The sequence below is a fragment of the Myxococcales bacterium genome, assembly GCA_022184915.1.
GTDB lineage: Bacteria > Myxococcota_A > Polyangia > Fen-1088 > Fen-1088 > JAGTJU01.
The window spans coordinates 681068-704298 of sequence record JAGTJU010000003.1; the positions used below are offsets into that span (position 1 = coordinate 681068).

At 66.5% G+C, this 23231-nt stretch carries 22 protein-coding genes; 14 read left to right on the forward strand and 8 right to left on the reverse strand.

Features of this window, described 5'->3' with window-relative positions; all coding sequences use genetic code 11:
• Positions 1 to 17 precede the first annotated feature (17 nt).
• Entirely contained in the window at positions 18 to 551 is a 534-nt protein-coding gene (locus KA712_14420) for a hypothetical protein (GenBank protein ID MCG5054155.1), read from the reverse strand.
• Between the two features lie 106 nt (positions 552 to 657).
• Here KA712_14420 and KA712_14425 point away from each other — a divergent pair, with 106 nt between their 5' ends.
• The 3 genes from KA712_14425 to KA712_14435 all read left to right on the forward strand — a co-directional run bounded on the left by KA712_14425 (position 658) and on the right by KA712_14435 (position 4131).
• A complete protein-coding gene (locus KA712_14425; protein MCG5054156.1) occupies positions 658 to 981 on the forward strand; it encodes a hypothetical protein in 324 nt (107 codons plus the stop codon).
• A gap of 70 nt (positions 982 to 1051) precedes the next feature.
• Positions 1052 to 2749, forward strand: coding sequence for a hypothetical protein (locus KA712_14430; GenBank protein MCG5054157.1), 1698 nt, complete (start codon positions 1052 to 1054; stop codon positions 2747 to 2749).
• A gap of 2 nt (positions 2750 to 2751) precedes the next feature.
• Positions 2752 to 4131 (forward strand): hypothetical protein, encoded by a 1380-nt coding sequence (locus tag KA712_14435; GenBank protein ID MCG5054158.1) that lies wholly within the window; start codon positions 2752 to 2754, stop codon positions 4129 to 4131.
• A 16-nt stretch (positions 4132 to 4147) separates the two neighbouring features.
• Here KA712_14435 and KA712_14440 read toward each other — a convergent pair whose 3' ends face one another.
• From KA712_14440 to KA712_14450, 3 genes are read right to left on the reverse strand one after another with little or no spacing between them, the layout of a single operon-like run.
• On the reverse strand, positions 4148 to 4411 hold the full coding sequence (locus KA712_14440; protein ID MCG5054159.1) for a hypothetical protein: 264 nt from the start codon (positions 4409 to 4411) through the stop codon (positions 4148 to 4150).
• A 10-nt stretch (positions 4412 to 4421) separates the two neighbouring features.
• The gene (locus KA712_14445; GenBank protein ID MCG5054160.1) at positions 4422 to 5819 is read right to left on the reverse strand and encodes a HAMP domain-containing histidine kinase; all 1398 of its coding nucleotides are present in this window, start codon (positions 5817 to 5819) and stop codon (positions 4422 to 4424) included.
• Positions 5800 to 6483, reverse strand: coding sequence for a response regulator transcription factor (locus KA712_14450; GenBank protein MCG5054161.1), 684 nt, complete (start codon positions 6481 to 6483; stop codon positions 5800 to 5802). The genes KA712_14445 and KA712_14450 overlap by 20 nt, the downstream gene beginning before the upstream one ends.
• Before the next feature lie 99 nt (positions 6484 to 6582).
• Here KA712_14450 and KA712_14455 point away from each other — a divergent pair, with 99 nt between their 5' ends.
• Positions 6583 to 7530 carry an efflux RND transporter permease subunit gene (locus KA712_14455; protein ID MCG5054162.1) on the forward strand — a complete coding sequence of 316 codons (948 nt, stop codon included), beginning with the start codon at positions 6583 to 6585 and terminating at the stop codon, positions 7528 to 7530.
• A complete protein-coding gene (locus tag KA712_14460; GenBank protein ID MCG5054163.1) occupies positions 7421 to 9673 on the forward strand; it encodes a CusA/CzcA family heavy metal efflux RND transporter in 2253 nt (750 codons plus the stop codon). The genes KA712_14455 and KA712_14460 overlap by 110 nt, the downstream gene beginning before the upstream one ends.
• 30 nt (positions 9674 to 9703) lie before the next feature.
• Here KA712_14460 and KA712_14465 read toward each other — a convergent pair whose 3' ends face one another.
• Positions 9704 to 12097 (reverse strand): YfhO family protein, encoded by a 2394-nt coding sequence (locus KA712_14465; protein MCG5054164.1) that lies wholly within the window; start codon positions 12095 to 12097, stop codon positions 9704 to 9706.
• Positions 12094 to 12726, reverse strand: a complete 633-nt coding sequence (locus KA712_14470; protein ID MCG5054165.1) for a prepilin-type N-terminal cleavage/methylation domain-containing protein — start codon at positions 12724 to 12726, stop codon at positions 12094 to 12096. Before KA712_14470 ends, KA712_14465 begins: the two co-directional genes overlap by 4 nt.
• A gap of 230 nt (positions 12727 to 12956) precedes the next feature.
• Between KA712_14470 and KA712_14475 the strand changes: the two genes are divergently transcribed.
• The 9 genes from KA712_14475 to KA712_14515 all read left to right on the forward strand — a co-directional run bounded on the left by KA712_14475 (position 12957) and on the right by KA712_14515 (position 19865).
• On the forward strand, positions 12957 to 13763 hold the full coding sequence (locus KA712_14475; protein MCG5054166.1) for a hypothetical protein: 807 nt from the start codon (positions 12957 to 12959) through the stop codon (positions 13761 to 13763).
• A gap of 207 nt (positions 13764 to 13970) precedes the next feature.
• Positions 13971 to 14357, forward strand: a complete 387-nt coding sequence (locus KA712_14480) for a Tsi3 family protein (protein ID MCG5054167.1) — start codon at positions 13971 to 13973, stop codon at positions 14355 to 14357.
• 413 nt (positions 14358 to 14770) lie between these two features.
• A complete protein-coding gene (locus KA712_14485; GenBank protein ID MCG5054168.1) occupies positions 14771 to 14938 on the forward strand; it encodes a hypothetical protein in 168 nt (55 codons plus the stop codon).
• 201 nt (positions 14939 to 15139) lie between these two features.
• Positions 15140 to 16219 (forward strand): virulence RhuM family protein, encoded by a 1080-nt coding sequence (locus KA712_14490; GenBank protein MCG5054169.1) that lies wholly within the window; start codon positions 15140 to 15142, stop codon positions 16217 to 16219.
• A gap of 55 nt (positions 16220 to 16274) precedes the next feature.
• The gene (locus tag KA712_14495) at positions 16275 to 17708 is read left to right on the forward strand and encodes a putative DNA binding domain-containing protein (protein ID MCG5054170.1); all 1434 of its coding nucleotides are present in this window, start codon (positions 16275 to 16277) and stop codon (positions 17706 to 17708) included.
• Positions 17705 to 17938, forward strand: coding sequence for a hypothetical protein (locus KA712_14500; GenBank protein MCG5054171.1), 234 nt, complete (start codon positions 17705 to 17707; stop codon positions 17936 to 17938). Before KA712_14495 ends, KA712_14500 begins: the two co-directional genes overlap by 4 nt.
• Positions 17935 to 18117 carry a DUF3387 domain-containing protein gene (locus KA712_14505; protein MCG5054172.1) on the forward strand — a complete coding sequence of 61 codons (183 nt, stop codon included), beginning with the start codon at positions 17935 to 17937 and terminating at the stop codon, positions 18115 to 18117. Before KA712_14500 ends, KA712_14505 begins: the two co-directional genes overlap by 4 nt.
• 388 nt (positions 18118 to 18505) lie before the next feature.
• Positions 18506 to 18754 carry a hypothetical protein gene (locus tag KA712_14510; GenBank protein MCG5054173.1) on the forward strand — a complete coding sequence of 83 codons (249 nt, stop codon included), beginning with the start codon at positions 18506 to 18508 and terminating at the stop codon, positions 18752 to 18754.
• A gap of 172 nt (positions 18755 to 18926) precedes the next feature.
• Positions 18927 to 19865 (forward strand): phosphatase PAP2 family protein, encoded by a 939-nt coding sequence (locus KA712_14515; protein MCG5054174.1) that lies wholly within the window; start codon positions 18927 to 18929, stop codon positions 19863 to 19865.
• Here KA712_14515 and KA712_14520 read toward each other — a convergent pair.
• Together KA712_14520 and KA712_14525 are read right to left on the reverse strand one after the other, a co-directional pair.
• Positions 19825 to 22209, reverse strand: coding sequence for a thrombospondin type 3 repeat-containing protein (locus KA712_14520; GenBank protein ID MCG5054175.1), 2385 nt, complete (start codon positions 22207 to 22209; stop codon positions 19825 to 19827). The genes KA712_14515 and KA712_14520 overlap by 41 nt on opposite strands.
• An 83-nt stretch (positions 22210 to 22292) precedes the next feature.
• Positions 22293 to 23219, reverse strand: coding sequence for a hypothetical protein (locus KA712_14525; GenBank protein ID MCG5054176.1), 927 nt, complete (start codon positions 23217 to 23219; stop codon positions 22293 to 22295).
• Between the last annotated feature and the right edge of the window lie 12 nt (positions 23220 to 23231).

Genomic DNA, 23231 nt, shown 5'->3' on the forward strand with positions numbered 1-23231 from the left:
CGAGGGTGGGCCGGCACTCAGAAGCCCAGCACGAGGCCCAAGCCCCAGCGCTCGAGGCTGCAGCCGTTCGACAAGGCTTCACAGTCGGTGCCCGGGAAAAGGCGGAGGTAATCGTAGGAGATCTGCAGGGCCATAGGGCCGCCGAGCGCCACGAGCGCACCCACGGTGGCGCCTGCCCCCCACAGATCGGGGTTATTCTCCACGAACAGCCGCCCCGCCCGCGGCACCAGCAGGGGCCACAGAGGGCCCGCGCGCCAGGGCAGCCACCGCACGGCGGCCATGGTGCTGGCCACCGTGAGGACCTCGGAGCCCCCGGACACGTCCACCTCGACCGTGGGAGCGAGCCCGTCGAACAGGAAGTGGCCGTATTCGGCTCCGGCGGCCCACACGAACCCGTTGCCGCCACCGCCCAGCCCGAGGGCCACACCCACGTGGTGGCTGCCCGCATCGCCGTAGCGGGGCGGGGCCGCAGGCAGGGCGCCCAGGTCCTGCGCCACCCCCGGGCGGCCAGCGAGCACAACCACCGCCCCCACGAGCCACGCTGTTCGCATCGGGGGAGTCTGTCAAAACGTCACCCTTTGACAAGAGCCCCTGGCGTGGGGAGGCACAGGCACAGCTGGTGTTTGCAGGGCCTCACGCGCATCATGGCGGGCGAACATGTCGACCCGCCCCAAGCGCCCGCGCGCCCACCAGCGTGAAAAACGCCGGGAACTCACCAAGCTCGTGGATAAGCTGGATCGGCTGGTCCACGAGAGCGCCGGTGGCAGCCCCGAACGTGCGGTGGAGGTGAGCTCGGCTTCGGTGATCGAGGTGAAGGCCCGCGCCCATCGCTGTGGCCGTTGCGAGGGCGAGCTGCTGCTCGTGGCCCACGAGGCCGAGTTCCGCAACGGCGTGCAACTGCGGCGCGTGGACTTGCAGTGCCGGAGCTGTTTCGCGCCGAGGCGCGCCTGGTTCCGCTTGGGTCCGCCACCGGCGAACTGAGATCGCCTCCAACCGGGGCGTGCAAGCACCACGGGAGCGAGCCCCCCGTTTGCGGCTTTTGGCCAGGTGCTTGCAACTGCCGTGGGGGGGCATGGCGCTCAAGTACTTTTTGTGGGCCGCGTGGTGGCTGAGTAGCGGGGTGTCCTGTGCGCCACGGAGCGCGGGGTTCCGGCCTTTTCCGGGCACACCGGTGATCTGGCAGGAGGACGATCGCGGTCACGTGGCAGAGGTCCCCGTGCGCAGGCAGCTCGAGGCGCAAGACCTGGGGCTCTTCGTACGCGACTTCGGCAGCCGCGAGCTGCAGCGCTTCTTGTCGCTCGAGCAGATGAAACCCGCCGAGGACGTCAACGCACGCGACGAGGTGCCGTGCTCGACGTGGTTTTGCGCCCGTCACCACCTTGCACCCATGACCACGGAGGCGCTGTTGGCAGGCCCCCCGGGGGCGCGGCCACCGGTGTTGCCGCTAGCGGTCACGAAGAGCAAGGACCGGGGTGCGGCGGCTGGCTTCTCCGCCACGGACGCGCAGGGCCATCGGTTCTTGATCAAGCTGGATCCCCCGCATCATCCCGGGCTGAGTTCGGGGGCCGAGATCATGGGCAATCTGATCTTTTACGGCGCGGGCTACAACGTGGCAGGGGCCTTCAGCCTGCACGTGCCCCGGGACGCGTTTCAGCTGGCGGAGAAGGCCACGTTCCAGCTCTCGGGCGTGGCGGAGCGGCCCTTCACGCGGGCGCGCCTGGACGCACTGCTGGCGAATGCGGGGCGCACGCGCGAGGACGAGGTCTCCGCTGCCGCGATCCCCTGGATCGAAGGTGAGGTGCTGGGCGCGTTCGACATGATGGGCACCCGCGCGGATGATCCCAATGATCGCATCCCTCACCAACATCGTCGTTCGTTGCGCGCCTCGCGCCTTTTGTTCGGATGGCTCAACGTTCACGACGCGAGCGCCTTGAACACGCTCGACAGCTACGTCGAGGAGGACGGTCGACGTTTCGTGCGCCACCACTTCATCGACTTCGGCGCGGGTCTGGGCTCGGCGTCGTGGCGCCGGAAGGATGTTTTCGAGGGGCGAGAAAGCTTGTTTCCTCTATCGAGACTGCTGGCCTCACTGTTGACACTCGGGATCTACCAGCGTGACTGGCAGCGCGACCAGGCGGCACATCACGCCAGCTTGGGGCAGCTGCCGCCCGCCCTGGGGTGGTTTCATCCCACGCACGGCTGGGATCCGCGCGCGTTTCACACGAACCGAAAGGTGCCGGCGCATCTACGCATGACCCCGCGGGATGGCTACTGGGGGGCGAAGGTCATCACGTCGTTTACGCGCGCCCAGCTGCGGGCGCTGGTTGATTTTGCGTACGCGGGCCGGGGAGAAGCCGATGCCGTCTTCGAGGCCCTGGTGTGGCGCCAACGTCGCATCGGGGAGACGTACCTGCGTGGTTATGCCGCCGTTGAGTCGCCCCACGTGGAGGGCTCGCGCTTGTGTTACCTGGACATCGCGGTGGCGCGGGGGTTTTACCCAGCAGCGCCGCGGCACGTCTTCGAGCTGCTCGATGCGCGGGGGCGGCTCGTCGCGCGCGCCGACATGGTCACGTCCCAAGCCCGGTTGTGCGTGCCGCTGCCCGAGACGGGCCCCGCGCGGCAGGCGCCGTATCTGGTGATGGCGATCAGGACCCAAGAGGCCACGCACACGTCACGGCCAAGCTACGTCCATCTTCAGCGAGGGGTTGGCGGGCGGCTGCACGTCGTGGGCCTGGAGCGTATCGATTGACGTTGCGACGCCCCCGCCACCGCGTGTCCGGGGTTGTGGTGGTGATGGGGGTCCTGGGCCTTTGGCGTTCCGTGCTCGCTGCGGAGGCACCTGCGTCCCCCGGAGGACGCCCCGAGTCTGCCGCCGTGCCAGGCCTCGATGGGCGGGTCCCGCCCCCTCCCCCGCGCGATCTGGCGCTGGCGCGTGGGCTGTTGGCACCGCTACGGGCGGCCGCCTGGCTCGTGTCGACGCCGGTGGATGCGGCCGTGGGCTTCGTCGAGAGGCACGAGCTGCCGGCCCACGCCTACGAGCTGCTCACCAGCGACGATCGCCTCGTGGGGGTGCGGCCCAGCGTGCGCTACGAGTCGGGCTTTGCCTTGGCCGGCGGCGTGCACTTTTTCGACCGGCGCAGCTTGGGGCCCGGATCGTTTTTGGGCTTGAATCTGGGCGGAGGGCCACGTTCTTTCGATACCACCTTCGCGCTCAGCCCCCCCGGCAGAACGGGTCTGCGGCTCTCTGCCTGGGCGTGCTGGCAAGGAGACGCGCTGTTTGGAGGGCTTACGGGACAAAGCACCCAGGCGCTGCGGGACGAGGGTTTCGACCTGGCTCGCTACCAGGTGCACGGGCGCGGTGTGGGCGTGGGCTGGCGCTGGCCGCTCGCGGGGGGCCTGCGGACACGCACCGGTGTGGACCTTCACGACCGCCGCTACGCCAACGGGCTTACAGACGGACCGCAACAGATCCTGAACGTGTACTGTCCGCCCGGCCAGGAGAACCGGTGCGCGCTCGGGGGTGACGTGGTACCCGGGTTTGCGCGTGGCCTCACCGTGCTGCAGGGACGCGGGGAACTCGCCCTGGATACCCGACGCGATCCCCGCTTTGGCTCTGGCTGGTTGGGTGCGCTCGAGGGCGTGGGCACGCTCGGCGTGGCAGGGGATCCCAGCCGTCACGCGAAGGTGCAGGTGGGGTTCGGCCGCGTCCTCACGTTTGGTCACCATGGCCTCGACCTGCGCGTGCAGGCCGGCGCCCTGTGGCGGCTGGGTACAGCGCCGATTCCGTTCGAGGAGCTGCTGTCGCCTTCAGGGCCCCGCGGCTTGCGCGGCCTGCGCTCGGGACGGCTGCGGGGGCCGACCGCGCTCGTGGCCACGGTGCAATATCGATGGCTGCTCGCCCCGTGGATGGATGCCTTGCTCTTCGTGGACAAGGGCAATGCCTTTCGGGAGAACTTCGAGAACCTCTCCTGGGCGCAGACCTTCACGAGCTATGGGCTTTCCTTTCAGCTCGTGGAGCGGGCAAGGTCCGAAGGTGCCGAGCGCAACGTACCCTCCCTCGCGTTCACGTGGGCGTATACGCCCGGGGAGGGCATGCGCTATGCCGTCGTGAGCAACGTGACCGCCTGGTAGGCGTGAGGGCCTCGGCTCAATCCTCTGCCTTGGCGAGAAAGCGCGCGAGCTGCGAGCTCGGCGTCTTGAGATCGAGCGCTTTGACGACGGCACGGAAGCGCGAGCTGGTCTGGCCGTCAGCCTCCATGGCCTGCAGGAACGCCTGCGCGAGGGCGGCGAAGTTCTTGGCGAGGACGAGGGCGGTGAGCCCGTCCCGATCGAACGCCGCGTCCATCTCGCGCAGCCGGCGGCGCACGTCAGCCCAAGCGGCAGATGCGGACGATACGGCGGCGGGGCTCATGATGAAGAGCTTAGCGCGCGCGTCGGCGCGGGGGCGAGGGCGAGGGCGTATCGCCAGCGGGAAGCTCCACCACGAAGGTGGTGGTGGGGGCGTGCGGGTCGAGGCGCACGTCGCCTCCGTGAGCGCGCGCGATGTGGCGCGCGATAGCCAGCCCGAGGCCACTGCCCTCTTGCCGACCCGTGGCGCCCTTACGGAAGGGCTCGAAGAGGATGTCCGGGTCCACGGGTGGTACACCTCCGTCTTGGACGGCCACGAGCAAGGCGTTCCCCTCGTGCTGTAACGTCACGTTGACCTCGGTCCCCGAGGGGCCATGGCGAAGGGCGTTTTCGAGCAGATTGCGGAAGAGCCTCACGAGTTCGTTGTGGTCCCCGTACACGCGATCGTCTTCCGCGCGCGGAAGCCTGATGCGCTCGCGTGTCGCCGCCCCGGCTGCCATGTCGCGGGCCTCCTCAAGAACGCACAGAAGTGACACCTCGGCGCGCGAAGGCGCGGCCTCAGCGCCGAGCCTGGCCAAAGCAAGCAGATCGTCCGCCATCGACTTGAGCCGCCGGGTCGACGCGAGGGCGTGTTCGATGGTCTCACGATAGTCAGAGGCGGCGCGCGGCTTGCGCAAGGCGAGCGACAGCTCACCGAAGATCACCGTGAGCGGTGTGCGCAGCTCGTGGGCCGCGTGGGCGACGAAGTGTCTTTGTGCCACCAGCAGCGCGCCGAGCCTCTCGATCATGGCGTCCACGTCCCGCGCGATCTGCGCGATCTCGCCCGTGCCGAGGTGCTTGCCCATGCGGGCATCGAGGTCGCCGGCCGCGACGTTGCGGGCCACCTCCGCAACCTTGGCGTAGCCGCGGGTGAGGCGCGTGATCGTGAAGGCCACCACACCGATCGTCCAGGCGCACGCGACGGCGAAGACCGCCAACATGGCACGCCGGAGGAATGCGGCGTCGCCGTCCAGATCGGCCCGGGACACCGCCAGGAGCACCCGTTGTCCGGGCCTGCCCGGCACCGGCGCCCAGGCGCCGCGCAGCTTCACGCCCCGAGAGAGGGAGAAGTCGATGCAGCACCCCGTCGTTCGACGAGGAAGCTTGGGGACCCACATCGCGTCGAGGTTGGCGCTGCTACGGATCACGGTGCCGCTCGCGCCGATGAGAGCGGCGTAGGGTTCGAGGGGACCCACGTCGTTGGCTTCGGGCCCTCGGCGCGAGCCGAGTAACAAGAGCGCGCCTTCGTCTGCCGAGGCGAGCTCACGCGCTTCTTCTGCGGCCTCGGCCACGAGCACGTCGTCCAGTTGCCGCTGCTGATCGCGGTTCACGGCCGCCGAGATCACGGCCAGGGCCCCGCCGAGGGTGACCAGGCTCGAAGCGCTCACGGCGGCCACGAACTTGAGACGGTAGCTAGCGAGGGGTCGCGCCATCTCTTTTCCATCGATAGCCTCGCCCTCGAACGGACTCGAGCCGGTGAGCGTGGACCCCTAGCTTGTCACGGAGGCGGCTCATGTAAACCTCGACCACGTTCGTGCCCGGGTCGAACGGCATCTTCCAGGCGTCCGAGAGCAGATCGGCTCGCTTGACGAACTGGTCAGGCCGCTCGAGCAGGTAGGCCAAGAGCGTGAACTCTCGCGATGTCAGCTCCACGGCGGCTCCCTCGGGCAGGTGCAGCTTGCGCTCGCGCCAGTCGAGCGCGGGCATGTCCGGGGCACCCGGCGCGCGGGGCCTGGCCCGCGCCCGACGTGCCAGGGCGTCGAGGCGGGCCAGGAGCTCTTCCAGCTCGAAGGGCTTCGTCAGGTAGTCGTCGGCGCCCGCCCGGAGGCCCCGGACGCGGTCTTCCACCTCGAAACGAGCCGTCAACATCAAGATGGGAACGTCGTGCTGCTGCCGCCGGAGGGCCTCACAAACCTGCAGACCGTCGAGACCCGGCATCATCCAGTCGAGCACCACGACATCGAAAGGCGCCGTCGACGCCTGCTCGAGGCCTGCCTGGCCGCTTTCCACCACCAAGACGTCACGGCCGTCGTCGGCCAGCGCCCGGGCCAGGAACTTGCCCATCTGGCGATCGTCTTCCACGACGAGTACCCGCATGGGGACATAGTAGTTCCGGCGTGCCGCGCCCGTTAGCCGGGCGGGAATTAAAATCAATTAATGACCGGGCTTCGCCGCGTTCCTGCAGCTTAGGGCCCCGTGGGAAACGTACTCGAACGACTGGTCACCTTCGCCGTTCAGCGGCGCAGCGCCGTTTTGGCCGTCTCGGCGCTCGTGGCCGCGGTGGCGGCCCTCACGCTGCCGCGGCTCGCGGTCGACGCCGTGCCTGACGTCACGAACGTCCAGGTCTCGATCCTCACCACGGCGCCGGGGCTATCGCCGTCCGAGGTCGAACAGTACATCACGTACCCCGTGGAGACCGCCATGAACGGCCTGCCCGACATGGTGGAGGTCAGGTCCGTGAGCAAGACCGCCGTGTCCGCCGTCACGTTGGTGTTCGCGGATCACGTCGACGTCTGGTTCGCACGCCAGCTCGTGTCCGAGCGGCTCAAGCAGGTCGAATCGGTGATCCCGCCCGGCTACGGACGCCCGGAGCTGGCGCCCGTCTCGACGGGGCTGGGGGAGATTTACGAATTTTACCTCGACTCCAGCCAACACAGCCCGATGGAGCTGCGCACCTTGCTCGACTGGGTGGTGGCCCCGCGCCTGCGCTCCGTTCCGGGGGTGATCGAGGTGAACTCGATGGGCGGAGAGGCCAAAGAGTTCCAGGTGGTCTTGGACCCCAAACGCATGGCGTCCTTCCGGCTGAATCTGCGGGATGTCCTGAGCGCCGTGAAGGAGAGCAGCGCGAACGTGGGCGGCGGGTACGTCGAAAAGAACGGCGAGCAGATCGTGTTGCGGGGAGAGGCGCAGTTCAAGGACCTGGAGGACATCGCCGCGACCATGCTGAGCGCAAACGATGATGGGACGCCCATCCTGCTTGTCTCACGTTGCGGAGATCCGCGTGGGGTCGGCCTTGCGCTACGGGGTGGTCACCATGCACGGCAAGGGCGAAATCGTCGCGGGCACGGTGATGATGCTCATCGGGCAGAACTCCCGGGATGTGGTGGCCGGTGTGAAGACGCGGCTCGAGGAGATCGCGCGTGACCTGCCCGCCGGGGTCACGATCAAGAGCTACTACGACCGCGCCGAGTTCATCGCGCGTATGCTCCGCACCGTCACGATCAACCTGGGCGAGGGGGCCTTCCTCGTGGTTTTGGTGCTGTTTTTCACCCTCGGCAGCGTGAGGGGCAGCTTGCTGGCGGCGCTGGCGATTCCGCTTTCGATGGGTGTGGCGGTCATCGGCATGCATCAGCTGGGTGTGACGGGAAATTTGATGTCGCTTGGAGCCATCGACTTTGGCTTGTTGGTGGATGGCGCCATCGTCATGCTCGAGGGCACGCTTCATTACATCGAGCATCATCGACCCTCACGCGACGAAATCCCCACCGCCGTGGCCACGGCCATGCGGCGCTCGGCCAAGCCGGTCACCTTCGCCGTGGCCATCATCCTGATGGTCTACCTGCCGCTGATGGCGCTCGAAGGCCAGGAAGGCAAGATGTTCCGCCCCATGGCGATTACGGTGGCTTTGGCACTTGGGGGGGCCCTGCTCTTTACACTCGTAACGTTTCCAGCGGCCTGCGCCTACGCTCTGCGCACGCCGAAGGCGCGGACCAAGGAGACCCTCTTCGATCGAGCGGGCGTGGCCTATGGCCGTGTTTTGAACCGGGCGCTCGCGCGGCCGGCTTTCCTCATCTTGGCGGGAGGGCTCGTCTTCGTGGTCACGGTGCCGTTCGCGGCCCGGCTGGGGGCCGAGTTCGTGCCCCGGCTCGATGAGGGAGAGTTTTCCCTGGACGTCAGGCGCATCCCTTCGATTGGGCTTTCGACGGCCAAGGCCTTGTCCGAACAAACCGAAGCGGTGGTGGCTCGGTTTCCCGAAACCCTCTCGGTGGTCACACGCTTGGGACGCCCCGAGGTGGCCACCGATCCTGTCGGTGCCGACGAATCGGCCGTGCGGGTGAAGCTGCGCCCCAAGACCGAATGGACGACGGCCAAAGACATGGACGATCTGGGCGTGGCGATGAAAGACGCGATCGAGGCCGAGGTTCCCGCCACCTTCGTTTCAGTGTCGCAGCCCATCGAGGACCGGGTCAACCAGCTGCTCTCGGGGTCGAAGGCCGACCTCGCCATCAAGGTTTACGGTTTCGACCTTGAAACGCTGCTCAGCATCGGAAACGAGGTGGCCGCCGTCCTGCGTGGCTTGGACGGCACGGGTGACTTGCGTGTACAGCGGGTCCTGGGGCTGCCCTTTCTCGATGTCGACGTGGACCGCATGAAGGCGGCGCGCGTGGGCATTCGGCCGGCCGACGTCCTGGCGACGGTGGAGGCCGCGCGCTCGGGCATCGAGGCCGGCGTGGTCTTCGAGGGCCCCTGGCGCTTTCCGGTAAAGGTTCTGCAGCCGCCCCCGGGGGTGGATCCCGAGTCGATTGGGGAGGTTTTGGTGAGCAGCGCGCAGAGCAAGATGGTTCCCATCGCCCAGGTCGCGGACGTGAAGCTGCGGGAGGGCCCTGCCACCATCAACCGCGAGAACTTCTCCCGCCGTCTCTTGGTGGAGGCCAACGTGCGGGGGCGTGACCTGGTGAGCTACGTGGGTGAGGCCAGGCGCATGGTCGAGCAAAAGGTCGTGCTTCCGCCCGGGTATCACCTCGAATGGGCGGGCCAGTTCGAGAACTTTACCCGGGCGAAGAACCGCCTGATGCTCGTGGTTCCCGTGGCGCTGGGGATCATTTTCGGCATGCTGTTCCTGATGTTCGGCGATCTGCGCACGGTCCTGTGCGTGTTCGCGTGCGTTCCGTTCGGCGTGGTGGGCGGCATCTTCGCGCTGGTGGTGCGCGACCTGCCGTTTTCGATTCCCGCGGCGGTTGGCTTCATCGCCCTGTGCGGTGTGGCGGTGTTGAACGGTGTCGTCATGGCCAGCGAACTGCACCGGCTTCTCGAAGATCCAGGCTGCCTCAATCCCTGGCGGCAGAGCGCGATCAAGACGCTGCGCCCCATGCTGACCACTGCGCTCGTGGCCGCCATCGGGTTTTTGCCCATGGCCATCTCCACCCGCGCGGGGGCCGAGGTGCAGCGGCCGCTGGCCACGGTGGTGATCGGGGGCATCGTGTCCTCCACCTTGCTGGGGCTCTTGTTGCTGCCGGTGCTCTTGCGCCTTGCCACCCGTCGGATGCGGTCGGCCGCGCTGCCCTGAGACCGGAAGCGTCCCCGGGGAGCAGCGCACTTACGTGTGCCGCTCACGCCGCGCCCCCACGATGACCGCCACGAAGCCCAAAACACCCAGGCCCGCCAACAGCGCGGCGAGCCTCACCCCGGGGGGCTGATAGGTCATCACGAGGTGGTGCGTGCCCGCGGGGGCGGGAACGCCTCGCATCGCATGGTTCGTGCGCCACAGGGGAGCGGCCTTGCCATCCAGCGTGGCCGTCCAGCCCGGATCGTAGCCTTCCAGCACGACGATGAGCCCCTGTCGATCGAGCGTGCAGCGCGCTTCGATCCGCGACAGCTCGTAGCGCGTGAGCTGGCATGTGCCTGCGCGCCCAAGGGGGGCATCGAGGGCTTGGGCCCCCTGGCCCTCTGCCAGCAAAGCCAGGTGGCCGTCCGCGACCTCGGGCGTGAACATGCGGAACAAGACGTCCTTGTCGCTCGACACCGTTGCGCGGGCCACCGGGTACACCCGCGGCAAGGTGTTGCGAACTTTGTAAAGCCTTGCCCCGGGCAGCGGATCCATGAGGGCCTCGTAGTGCGACGCCCGCTTGTCGGGTGCGCGAGGATCGCGCACAGGCAAGATGGTGTATTCCACCCCCAGCAAGCGCAAGCTGGTGGCGCCAAAGCCAAGGCCTTCTTCCCAGATCTGATCCACCCGGTTGGACGTGGCGGCATCGTAGCCGGGCACCACGGTGATGCCGAAGGCCGCGGGGAAGTTGGGCGTCAAGATCTCGAGCCAACGCCGCTCGGAGTCTTGCCGCGTGAACGCGGGCACCAAGGGCAGGACGGTGTCGACGGTTTTTCGGCTGTGATAAAAGCGCGGCGGCGCCGGATGGTCACGCGGGTCGTTCAGGATCGCCTGCGCAGCGGCGGGTGGCCGGGACGCCACGTGCGCGGCCTCGAAAGGTTGCAGCTCCCATGCCGTGGGGGCGAGATCCATGAAGACCACGCCCGCAAAGAGAGCGGGGAGCCACCGGGGGCGCCGGCGCTTGAACCACAGCGCCGCGAACACCAGGGCGATGGCGAGGGCCCCGTGGGCGGCGCCTTTGCGCACGAAGGGGGCCCATCCCGGCGGGAACAGGGCGGGGGCCGTGACCGCCAAGCCCAGCACCAGGGCCAGGAAGGCCAGCCCTCGTTTCCAGGGCAGACCGTCCATGCGGCGTACGCGTTCGAGCCCCAGCGCCGCCAACAGGCAGACCCACGCGACCAGCAGCACCACGTACTTTTCGGGGTAGCGCATGTACGCAAACGGCAGCATCACCGAGCGCCACACCGCGTGCACGGGCGTGTAGCGCCCAAGACACAAGAAGAGCGTGAACACCCAAAAGCCACCCAACCACAGGGCCTCTTTGCGGCCTCGTCCGAACGCCAGCAAGGCCAGGCAAAACAATGAGGCCCCAAGATACGCGTTGAACGCGAGCGGGGCCCCGTCGATGGCGGCCTCGCCCGCGTAGCGGCCCCCCGGATAGTCCACGGCAGGAATGCCCATGGCCTCGGGGGCAACGAACTCGATGAGCCGGATCGGATGGAACGAATACCGTTCGGCCTCGGCACGGGCCACACCCTGGGCGCGGGGCGTCTGCGCCAGCACCGCGCGCGCCGGCGCGATCATGATCGCCCCCACGAGCAGCGCCAGCCCAAGCCCCCCCCCAAGCGCGAAGAGGTGCGCCCTCGTCAGGTGCAAGCCAGGGCCTTCGGCCTGCGCGGCGCGGGCCGTGTGGCGGTGCCACACCCAGGCGGTGAGCGCTCCGCTGCCCACGGCCATGAGCGCCACGAAGAGCTCCCCCGCCAAAAACGCGAGCGCCACGGGCGTGGCCAGCTTCAACGCCCCCGTAAACGGCCGGCGTGCACGTAAAGAGGACAGGCTGGCCAGCGTGCCCACGGCCACCCAGGGCACCCAGGCGCCCGCGATCACCAAGAGCCCCGCGGACCACATCGAACTCGTGTACCCCGACAGAGCCCAGCCAAGGCCTGCCACGAGCTGCGCTGCCTTGCCGCAACGAAACTGACGCGCGAGCCACAGCATCCCGAACCCACCCCACAGCGTGTGCCCGAAGCTCTGCCAGGTCAGGGCCTGGGCCACCCAGCCCTCGGGAACCCACAGCAAGGTCCAATTCGGTGGGTAGAACACGGCGTAAAGCGGGTTGCCCCACACCGGCAGCCCCAAGCCCGAGTAGGGATTCCAGTGGGGGAACTGACCCGACAAAAGCGCGGTGCGTACGAAGGCGCGCGCAGGAAAGTTCCAGTGCGCGGGGTCGCGAAAAAAGATGATCTGCCCCCAGAACATGGGCGCATAAGCAAGGGACAACAACACCACGAGCCACAGGCCCGGGCGCGTCCACGCAGGATCCCTCGGAGGCAAAGGGGGCGCCACGTGACCCTGCGGCGGTGCGGGGGGCTCGTCGGCGCTCACTGGCCTTCGTTGAACTCCCTGATCACCGACGAGTTGTGGGTCACGCCCATGACGTGCACGTTGTTCGGAAGACCACCCACCCCAAGGAAATTGCAGGCAGCCAGGGCATAGAACCAAGGTGTGATCGTGCCACCCGCGGCACCCAGCAAGCGGTTGCCGTAGTCGGCGCCGCCCGGCACCGCCTGGCCCGCCCTACCGGCGTTCACGATATACGTGCAGTAAAGCTCCGAGCGTCGCGGCCTCAGGCCCACCGCGCGCCAGGTCTGAGGCCACCCGGCGGGGTTCGCGATCGACGTGGCCACGCGGCGCGAGTTGAAGCCTGCGTCGTCGGGGGAGATCGGATAAAACGCCGCCGCGCTCTCGTTGGTGCTGGGCGCATCGAGCGCGTCGTCGGCACGCAGGGGCAAGTAAGCAGCGAATTCGCCGATGTACACCTGCTCTTTGGCGCTCATCTCGGCCAGCATCGCGACGGCCTCGGCGCGGCGGGCACGGCTAATCCACTTGCCGTAGCCGTAGGCCGCCATCGTGGCGAGAATCACGATGATCACCACGACGATCATGAGCTCCACCAAGGTGAAACCTGCCTGGGCGCGTCTTGGGCCCGTCGTGTTCGTATAGGAAGATTTCAAGGGTTTACCTCGTGCCGTCTCGGTTGGTGGGCTTGCCCAACGTCCTCACCCGAGGGCGTGGGCCCCGGCAACACATCGGCAGGTCGCGCCCGATCTAGAGGAGGGTGGGCAAGAGTTGACCATGTAGGCCCCCGTGTGAGGGGCGTGGTGCCCGCGGCAAAGACACGATCGAGAGCGTTTTCCTGTCGACGCGCGGTGATATAGTGCCGCCGGTCTCAGGAGGCAGCAGGATGCTTACGTCGATTCGCACGGGATGGCGCACAGTGGGCCGGTCGGCCTTGGTTTTTGGTCTCGCGGCGGGCATCGTCGCGCCGCCCGCTTGGGCGCAAGAGCCGGAAACGCTCACGGCAGTGCCCGAGAGTTCACCTTACGCGCAGCAGTTCGGTATGTCGGTGCGGGGGCGCTATGTCACCGTGCCCAGCTGGTTTTTGGACCTGTTCACGAAGGAAAACGTACCGCTGCACACGGCGGGCTTCCTGGTGGAGGCCTTCCGCCGCAAGGACAACTTCGACATCGCGCTGGGACTTGGCTACCAGAACATGTCGCCTCCCGACGGCAACTGGCTCGGGCGAGGTAAGGATCTCGCCCAAGATACGGATTACGTCCAGGTGAAGAACATGTCGCTCATCAGCCTCGACGTATCTTTCGTGTGGAACGCGTGGATCAACGAATACCTGGGCGTCTACTACGGTGCGGGCCTGGGTCTCGGGATCGTGACGGGCAAGGTGCTGCGCACGTCGGCGGCGGGCTGCACGTCCGAAAACGTGGGCGACGAAACGCAGTGCAAGCCCCTCGTGTGCAACGGCGAGACCTGCACTGAAGCCGAGCTGGCCGGCTCCGAGGGGGAGCGCGATGAGGGTCCGTTAAGACCGCACAGGTTCAAGGAGAGCTCCGTGCCGGGCGCGTTGCCCATCGTCAACGTGCTTGGTGGCTTCAACCTGCGCTTGCCCGAGGTGCCCGGGCTCGAGTTTCGTCTGCTCGAAGCGGGCTTTCACAACGCCTTCTTCGTCGGCTCGAGCGTCGCCTACCTCTTCTGATCGCGCGCGAACGAGGGCTGGGGGCCGAGTTGTCCCCAGCCTTGTCCACAGGGGCGCTGGCGCACGTCGGGTGATGGAGACACCTGGATCGGCTTGGGACATGAGGAGTGGTGTGTTTTGAAACTCCTTTTGAAGCCATCAGCAGGCTGGCTCCTGACGTTCTTCCTTCTTCTTGCGTGCTCGAAAGCGGCGAACAAGGCAAACCCCATGACGGCGACAGTGGTGCGCCATAGCAATGGTCTGAGCCTACTCATCAACGACAAGCAGCAGGCGGCTGAAACGGCAGCCGGCTTCCGGATCACGATGCGCGGGTCTCAAGAGCGTCGTAACCCCGAGGAAGTAGACGTCGAACTTCGGCCTGGCCAGCCAGCGGAAGGGTTTCCGAAGTCACGTAAGGCCGGCGGTCGGACGTACCACTACCGGATCGACGTAGAGAGCGCCGGATCTTCGGGCGATCTGCACGTGCTGAAGGCATGGGCAGACGCCGGGGCAGGTCACGTATGGATCGAACAGGCAGGGGCGGCTGAGGGGCCCGGGGCTCCCGACTTCGGGCTCGCATGGGAGGTGGCGGGCGGCGCTCGCGCGCAGAATTAGCCAAAGCCACGCCTCCGCTCCCTCCTGGATTGCTGCAGAGTGCACGCCTATTCAAGGGTTCGCGTCTTGTGAAGGTCGACGGCTGTGTGACTGCGTTCAGCACAGGCTGAGGATTCGTCAGACCTTGTCTTCCCCGGCTCGCCTGAAGCATGCTCGACTGGTCGCAGCCGCGGGGGCGCCAGGACGCAAAACGGAAACAGATGCAGCGACTCGTTGAGCCTGTGCCACGCCGTGGCATACAATCGCCAGCCTAGGATTCTGATGCCGCCGCTATGCGCTGCCCAGCCTGAAGTTCTCTTATGCCTAACGAGATGAAGATCGTTCAGCGGTGGCCCGTCCAGTCTAAATCGCGGATACCTAGTACAGCGCGAGCGGGGGCGTTTGTCCGCCTCGTGGAAGGCGGGGGCGGCGCGATGACCCCCTCCGAAGCGCCCAAGGGGGAGCTGGTCCTTTTCCAGACTGACGATGGGCGGACGCGCATCGAGTGTCGCTTCAAGGGCGACACGATTTGGCTCACGCAGCTGCAACTCGCCGAGCTCATCGAGCGCCTCCGATTGATTGAGAAGGGCATGCTGAGATGACCATCCCCGACAAGCCGAACAGCCGCTTGCAAAAGTATCGACTCACCGATGCAGGCAAGGCACGCCTCACCGCGATCAGAAAGGGCGCGCGGTGACCGTCTTCACGGAGCCCGTCGTTGTCCTCGATGGCCGCTTGCGCGAGATCCATTTGTGTCCTTGCCTATTTTGGCGTTCGCTCAACATTCCGGCCTCAGGGGCCCCATGACCCGCAAAAAGACCCCCGCCCCCGCGTCCATCGTCCGTTCCTCGGCCGCCGAGTACCTGACCTTCGTTAGCGCGACCGGCGACGGCGGGGTCGAGGCGGTCTATGCCGACGAGAACGTCTGGCTCAGCCAGAAGATGATGGCCCAGCTCTACGACGTGGAGATCCCGACCATCAACTACCACTTGAAAAAGGTCTTCGAGGACAGCGAGCTCGAAGCCGAGTCAGTTATTAGAAATTTTCGAACAACTGGGCCCGACGGCAAGACCTGCGACACCAAGCACTACAACCTCTCGGGCATCATCGCCGTTGGTTACAAGGTCAACTCCGAGCGCGCGGTGCAGTTTCGCAAGTGGGCAACCGGCATCGTTGAGGAGTTCACGATCAAGGGCTACGCGGTGGACGACGAGCGCCTCAAACGCGGCGGCTCCGTCCTTACCGAGCAGTACTTCGAGGAGCAGCTCCAACGCATCCGCGAGATTCGTCTTTCGGATCGCAAGTTTTACCAGAAGGTCACCGACATCTACGCGACGGCCATCGACTACGACGTGACCGCTCAGGCTACGAAGCGCTTCTTCGCCACGGTGCAGAACAAGCTCCACTGGGCCCTCCACGGGCAGACCGCTGCGGAAGTCATCGTGGACCGCGCCGACGCTTCCAAAGAGCACATGGGCCTGTACACCTGGTCAGACGCTCCGCTCGGGAAGATCCAGAGGTTCGATGTAGTGGTCGCGAAGAGCTACCTGAACCAGGAAGAGCTCGAACAGCTCTCTCGCCTCGTCAGCGCCTACCTCGACATCGCCGAGAACATGGCGCGTCGCAAGATACCCATGACGATGCAGGACTGGGAGACCCGGCTGAACCGCTTCCTCGACGCGACGGACTACGCGGTTCTCTCCGACTCCGGCAAGGTGACCGCCGAGATCGCGAAGGTGCACGCCGAGAGCGAGTTCGAGAAGTACCGGATCGTGCAAGACCGCCTCTTCCGGAGTGACTTCGACCGCGTTGTCGAAGAGGCCAAGCAGCTTGGTGAAGGTGCCAAGCCGAGAAAGCTCCCGCGCAAGGGGAAGAAGGCATGACGCTGTCCCAGTCCACCGTCAGCGGGATTGCCAAGTGGCATGGGGAGCCCGCCCCATGAGCCCCAAGCGCAAGAACGGCGAGACGCACCTCGTCGAGTGGAAGGAGTCGTGGCGCGACGAGTACCTGAAGTGGCTCTGCGGCTTCGCCAACGCCGACGGCGGTACGCTCATCATCGGGATGAACGACAAGGGCGAGCCTGTCGGTGCAGGTGACGCAGATCGCCTGCTGGTCGATCTGCCCAACAAGATCCGCGACACCCTCGGCCTCGTGGTGCCGGTGCGCACCGTGGCCAAGAACGGCAAGACGCTCGTCGAGATCGACGTAGCGCCCTCGCTGCCGCCCATCAGCTACAAGGGGGAGTACCACTTCCGTTCCGGAAGCACGAAGCAGCAGCTCACGGGCAACGCGCTCTCGACGTTCCTGCTGCGCAAGTTTGGCCGCACCTGGGATGGGGCGCCTGTGCCCAACATTGCAGTCAAGAACCTGAGTGCCGAGGCCTTCAAGCGCTTCAAGGGCTACGCCCGTAGCAGCAATCGACTGCCTGCTGGGGCGCTTGCGCTGAGTCGCGCGGAGCTCGTCGAGAAACTACGGCTGACCGAGACCGGAATGCTCAAGCGTGCTGCCCTCTTGCTCTTTCACGAAGATCCCGAACGCTGGGTCACCGGTGCCTACGTGAAGATCGGCATGTTCCGTAGCGAGAGCGACCTCGCCTATCACGATGAGGTGCACGGCGACCTGTTCACGCAGATGGACAAGACCGTTGAGCTTCTTCTGACGAAGTACATGGTGGCGTGGATCAGCTACCGCGGGCTCGGTCGCCTCGAGACGTTCCCCATTCCGCGCGAGGCGCTGCGCGAGGCGGTGCTGAATGCCTTGATCCACAAGGACTACAGCGTTGGCGCACCGATCCAGATCCGCGTGTACCGTGACGGGCTCCGAATCTCGAACGCAGGCGAGCTGCCGCCAACATGGACGGCAGAAACGCTTCTGAGAACACACGACTCACAGCCCCCGAATCCCGACATCGCGAACACGTTTTTTCGCGCCGGGCTCATTGAGGCCTGGGGGCGGGGTTATGAAATGATCCGCGATGCGTGCCAGGAAGCAGGCGCGCCCGAGCCGACCGTCGCCACCGAGGGTGGTTTTCGAGTGGAGTGGAAGTGGCAAGTGCCCGACGACGCGCGAGCCACGAACCCGGCGGCCACGGAAGTCACCACGGAAGTCACCACGGAAGTCACCACGGAAGTCACCACGGAAGTCACTCGTCTGCTCGCCGTGCTCACTGGGGAGACGACCCGGCGCGAACTTCGGACGGCACTCGGCCTGAAAAACGATGAGCACTTTCGCAAGGCGTACCTCCTTCCTGCGCTTGAAGCCGGCCTCGTCGAGATGACTATCCCCGACAAGCCGAATAGCCGCTTGCAAAAGTATCGACTCACCGATGCAGGCAAGGCCCGCCTCGCTGCGATCAGAAAGGGCACGAAGTGACCGCCTTCACCGAATCTGTCGTCGAGCAAGCAACCCTCGCGTGGTTCGAGGCGCTTGGATACACGATCACGGCAGGCCCCTCGATCGCGTCCGGTGAGCCCGGCCAGGAGCGGCAGACCTACGCCGACGTCGTGCTCGACGGCCGCCTGCGCGACGCGCTCGCGCGGCTGAATCCCACGGTTGCGCGCGAAGGCCTCGCCATCAAGAAGATGGCGGGGTCGACACCGTGAAGCAGAACGTCACCATCGACTGGACCGTGAAGGAATCGGTCCGCGCGAAGCTTCGCGTGATCGTGAAGCGTATCCTGCGAAAGTACGGCTACCCGCCCGACAAGCAGGAGGCCGCGACGAACACGGTGCTGCAACAGGCTGAACTGCTCAGCGATTTCTGGGTGGGGACGTCGCCGTGAGTAGCCGCACACCGCCAGAGGATTGGCGATGCGGCTCGATCGTCCGCGCGCTTCGGGGCGAGATTTGTGGACGGTCGAACGCAGGGGGTGACGCCGGGGGCCGAGTTGTCCCCAGCCTTGTCCACAGGGGCGCTGGCCTCGGGGCGCGCGTGCGTTAGACTTGGCGTGTAGGGATGTAAGGGGGTGGTCGAGGAAAGATCGTGGAAGGAGTGTGCACATGGCCCATGCGGTTGCCCTGCAGCTAACGTTCCCGCGATGCGAGTCGGATGGTGTCACCCACACCCGTGATTGCGGATGCCCACGATGCGTCTGCCGCGAGCGAGCCAGCCTTCCGCCGCAAAGCCGCGGCCCCGAGGCGCTCGACAAGGCCCAGCAGGCGCTGGCCCGAATGAAGGAAAAACGGCGCGTGCGCGCGCTCAAGATGGAGCTAGCCCTCGCCGAGTCCGAGCGGCAAACCGAGCACCTGCTGGCAGCCCAGCAGGAGGTCTACGAGCGGGTGGCCCACGACGAAAGGCTCACGTCGTTGCTCCGCCTCAGGAAGGCGGGGGTGCCCTTTGGCGAAGCGCTCGCACGCATCGACGCCGAGACGCGCTTTCCCGCACGCCCGGTGCGCCCCGGGCCCGAAGGCGGAGGCTGAGCGCCCCCTCCGGGCCGGTAAGGTGCGCAGCTCGCTGGCCAACTTTGGGCTCTGCGGTAGGCTGGGGGCACGTGAAACGTGGGCGTAGCAAAATCAATGACTTAGACGCCTTTGGCCGGAAGACGCCCGCGCCCCTTCGCCTCGAAGTCGCGCCCGCCCGAGAGTGCCTGGCATGAGCTGGCTCAGCGAGAGGGTGCGGGCCACGCCGCGCGCCGCCCTTGGGGGCACCCTGGCAGGTATCGTCCTCTTCCTGGTGGTGGCCGCTGCCACCTTCGGCATCCGGCCCGAGCAGGTGGGGGTATGCCTGCTCGTGCTTTTCGCCCTCGTCTACAGCCCGGGCAGCCGGCGCTTCCTGCTGGGCATTTTGCCCTTCGTCATCTTGGGGGTGGTGTTCGATTTGTCGCGGCTCTTGAAGCCGCTTCTCGAGCTGGTCACCGTGCACGTCAAAGAGCCCTATGCCTTCGACAAGGCGCTGTTCGGGATCTCGAGCGCAGGGGGAACGTTGACCCCGAACGAGTTCTTTCGGCTGCACCACGCGCCCTGGCTCGACTTCGTGACGGGCCTGGCCTACATCGCCTATCTCTACGAGGCGATGGGCTTTGGGCTTTATTTGGCTGTCTTTCGCCGCACTTCAGACGGACGGCGCTTGTTGGCGCGCTTTGGGTGGGTGTTCCTGGGAGTAAACCTCATGGGCTTTGCCACCTACTACATCTACCCGGCGGCCCCTCCCTGGTATGTCGAGCTGCACGGCTTTGGGCCTGTGGATCTAACCACCCCTCCCCACGCGGCCGCCGCCCTCAGGTGGGACGAACTCACGGGCATTCCCTACTTTCAGCACTTTTACGCGCGTGGGGCCTCGGTGTTCGGCGCCATCCCGTCGCTGCACGCCGCCTACCCGCTCATCGTGTTCTTCTACGCCCGCGAACTTGGCAAGCGGTGGCTGACCATCGCCACCTTCGCGTTCTTCTGCTTGGTGTGCTTCTCCGCGGTCTACCTGCAACACCACTACATCCTCGACGTGGGCGTAGGTGCCCTCTACGCGGTGGTGGGCTGCCTCGTCGAGCGGCTGGTCACGCGCCGCTTTTTTCCCCGCGCCGCCTTCGCCGCCTGAACAGGCTCACGCTCAGCCCAAGGCCCACGAGGCCAGGTAAGAGAGCGCTGCCCGGAGCGCGGCCGGCCAGCGATTCAGGCTGGAGGAAGCAGCTGCCGCCGGGGTCGCTGTCGCACGCGTCGCCGAGGCCGTCATTGTCCCGATCCCGCTGACGCGAGTTCGTGCGGGTGGGGCAGTTGTCGCAGATGTTGGCGGTGCCGTCTTGGTCGACGTCCTGGCAGGCGTCGCCCACCCCGTTGCGATCGGCGTCTTCCTGCAAGGGGTTGTAGTGCTCGGGGCAGTTGTCCTCGGTGTCGATGAACCCGTCAGGCTGAGGCGCGCCGTTGCAGGCGGCATCCGTATCGCCGAGCTTTTCGGGGTCGACGAACCCGAAGCGAATGAACTCGATGTCCACGTCGAACGCGGGCGCCGTCGACGGCACGAAGGTGAAGCCATCGAAGTCATTGCCGGCGTAGCCCGGGACCTTCGACAGATCGGCGGAATAGGTGTGCCAGCGGCCATCGGGGATGAGGAAGCTCGACGGCTCCGAGGGCAGGCGGATGGCAACGCCGCCCGGCAGCTGCAGGAGGGCCTCGGCGCGGGGGGGACCATCGGTCGGCAGGCGTAGGCGCACCGCCAGGGCGTTGATCGCGCCCGGTGTGTCCAGCTTGCCCTTGATGCGCAGCGGGAGCTGGTTTTCATGGGGGGAAAACTGCAGCGCTCCCGTGGCCCCGGGTGTTTGCAGGACCCGTGCGAAGCTGTTGATGGCGGGCTCGCCCGGCGTCGCCAAGGGGCCGGGGAATTGGACCTGCAAGCCGCCTGTGGGCACGAAGGTGCGCGCGTCGTCGAGCGGCTGGCCGAACTCCCAGTAGGGCGAATCGTCGAAGCTGGCGTCGGCCGTGGTGACCATGCGCCCCCGGTAGCTCGTGAGCATGTAGTAGTACGCGTTCCAGGCGCGGCGCCAGCGCTGCATGTACGCGAGCTGCTGCGCGGACTCGGAAGGTGCGTTCGGCTTTGTCACCACCACCCACATCTGCCGGTGGGTGTGGGGCGCCACGCTGAAGTCCGGGTCGCGGCCGCCTTCTTGTCCCAGGATCGATCGCACGGGGTCGAAGAGGCGGTCGCTGTCGGTGATGCGGGTGCCGGTTTCGGTGCCGTCGTCGGTGTCGCGCAGCTGCACGGCCACGTCGGACAGCTGCCCGAAGCGGGTGATGGCGCCCGCGAACGAGAACCCGAAGAGCTCGTCGAGCCTCGCCGTGAGCGGGTTGACCGTGTCCTTGCCGTCTTCGTTTTTGAACGAGTAATCTGGAATCGGATCGAGCTCAGCCGCGGGAAGAAGACCCATCAGGTAAAGCTCGATGGGGTGAAAGCGCGACAACGATTCGCCCTGGTAGGGCGGTGAGGCCGCCCAGAAGGGACTCGGAAGGGTGGTTTGGGCCGTGCCATCGCCGTTGAGGCGCCAGCGGTTGCCGCCCATGAGTGAGGTCTCGAAGTTCAGCAGCGAATTCCAGACATACCCAGGCTCGCCCCCCGTGGGCGTCGACTTGAAGCTGGACAGGTCGAAGAGCCCGGTCCGTCGCGGAATGGTTTGGCCAGGGGCGAGTGGACCCGCTTGCTCGAGCCTGCGCAGGATACGATCGTCGAGGCCCTCGACCTGCGGCCCGAACATCTGGGCGACGGCCGACGCGAGGGCCTGGTAGCCGTTGTGAAAGTCCCGGTAACAGACGGCGTCTGCGTTGCACTCGGGGTAGCTGAAGGCGTAGCCGGGAACCCCTGCGGGATCGGGATCGGGCCACTTTGCAAGTCCCGTGGGCGGGGGAACTTCGGGGGTGATGAACACGCCGAAGTTGGTGGTGCTGCCGGCCGCAATGTAGCCCACGAAAGGCTCGCTGCCGCGGGCGCCTCGGGGGATGCCGATGCCGTCCACCTCGTTGATGCGGTTGACCCTGAAGAACCAGGGGCCCACGCCCCCGCCGCTGCCATCGGGCCGGCGTTCGCGGGGAAAACCCGCGCCGAAGATGGCCATCGTATCCCACGTGGCCCTCACCCCGGCTTCGCGCAGGATCTGGGTGACGCGGTTATAGACCTCGCGCTCGGCAAGACCCTCACACACGGGCCGTGGTTTGTCCGTCAACCTCTCTTCGAAACAGTTTTCAGCCAGCGGCTTCTGGATGATGGTTCCACCCGTCTCCTCGAGCTGGTAGGTGGCGGCCCCATCCACCACGAAGATCTCGTCCTGGAAACAATCAACGCGCTTCGTTTCGGTGCACAGCAGGGCGGCAGGTACCGCGGCCAGCGCCTCACCCGGGGGCACGAAGAACGCGGGGGCAAAAACGACGGGTACCAGGAGCCTTCGCATCAGCATTGCAACTGCCTGAGCCGGGGGGTGACCGAACGGCACGGAACGCCTCAGGAGCGACGGCGGCCGTGAAAACGAAGCTCAGGCTATCACAACTGCGGCGTTGGCGGCGCGGCGGCCGTCGTTGCGGAGCTCGTGGGCAAAGCGCCGGTCTCGGGCACGCCCGCCGCGGCCGCGGGGATTCCGATATGCGCGACCGGATCTTCCATGATGCGTCGGGCGATCTTCAAGCTGGCGGCGCAATAAAACCCATCCGCCACCCGCTCGTCGAGGGTCCAGCGGGCCTCCAGGATGTCGCGGCTCACCGGCTGGTTTTTGCGGTCGAAGGTGGTTTCGCGCCGGGGGCTGCCCAGCACCGCGAACAGGCTGGCGGTGCCCTCTTCGTAAAGATGGTGGTAGGTGCGATCGAGGCCCACCGAGCCGAGGTTCGCCGCGAACATGCTGGTGTAGAGGGGATCGCCTTCGATCATGAACCGCGGCTTGAGGTTGAGTGTGTCCAGCCAGCGGAGCAACCGCATCAGACCCGACAGCAGCCAGCCGGGCAGCGCCATGGCCAACGCCAGCTCTTTGTCCACCGTGGAGCTCCTCGGGCCGCGGCCTTCCATGATGGCCGCGTTGATGCGATCCACGCACGCGGCGAAGGGCTCGACCGGCGGAAAATCGAGCTTGATGGTGACGAGGGGGGCGTCGTCCTTGAACGCCTTTTTCGCCGCGAAGGAGATGAACACGCCCTTGCGCCGATAGAGCCGCGCCCCCGAGACGAAACGGTTGAGCTCGGGGCGCTTGTGAAGGCCCTGGGCGCACGCCCAGATGAAGAGATGAAACAGCCCGGCGGGCAGCCGCTCGGGGCGGGCGCGGTTGAAGTCACGCAGCCAGGTGCGGGTCTTCGTGATGTCGTAGCTCTCTTCGTGGTAAATCGCGCTCTCGTTCCGGCCCCGCATCACGTACGGCAAGATCGTACGTACGGGGGTTTCCGTCTTGACGAGCTCGCCGTCGCAGCGTCGGAAGAGGGGCATGTACGCTTCCGG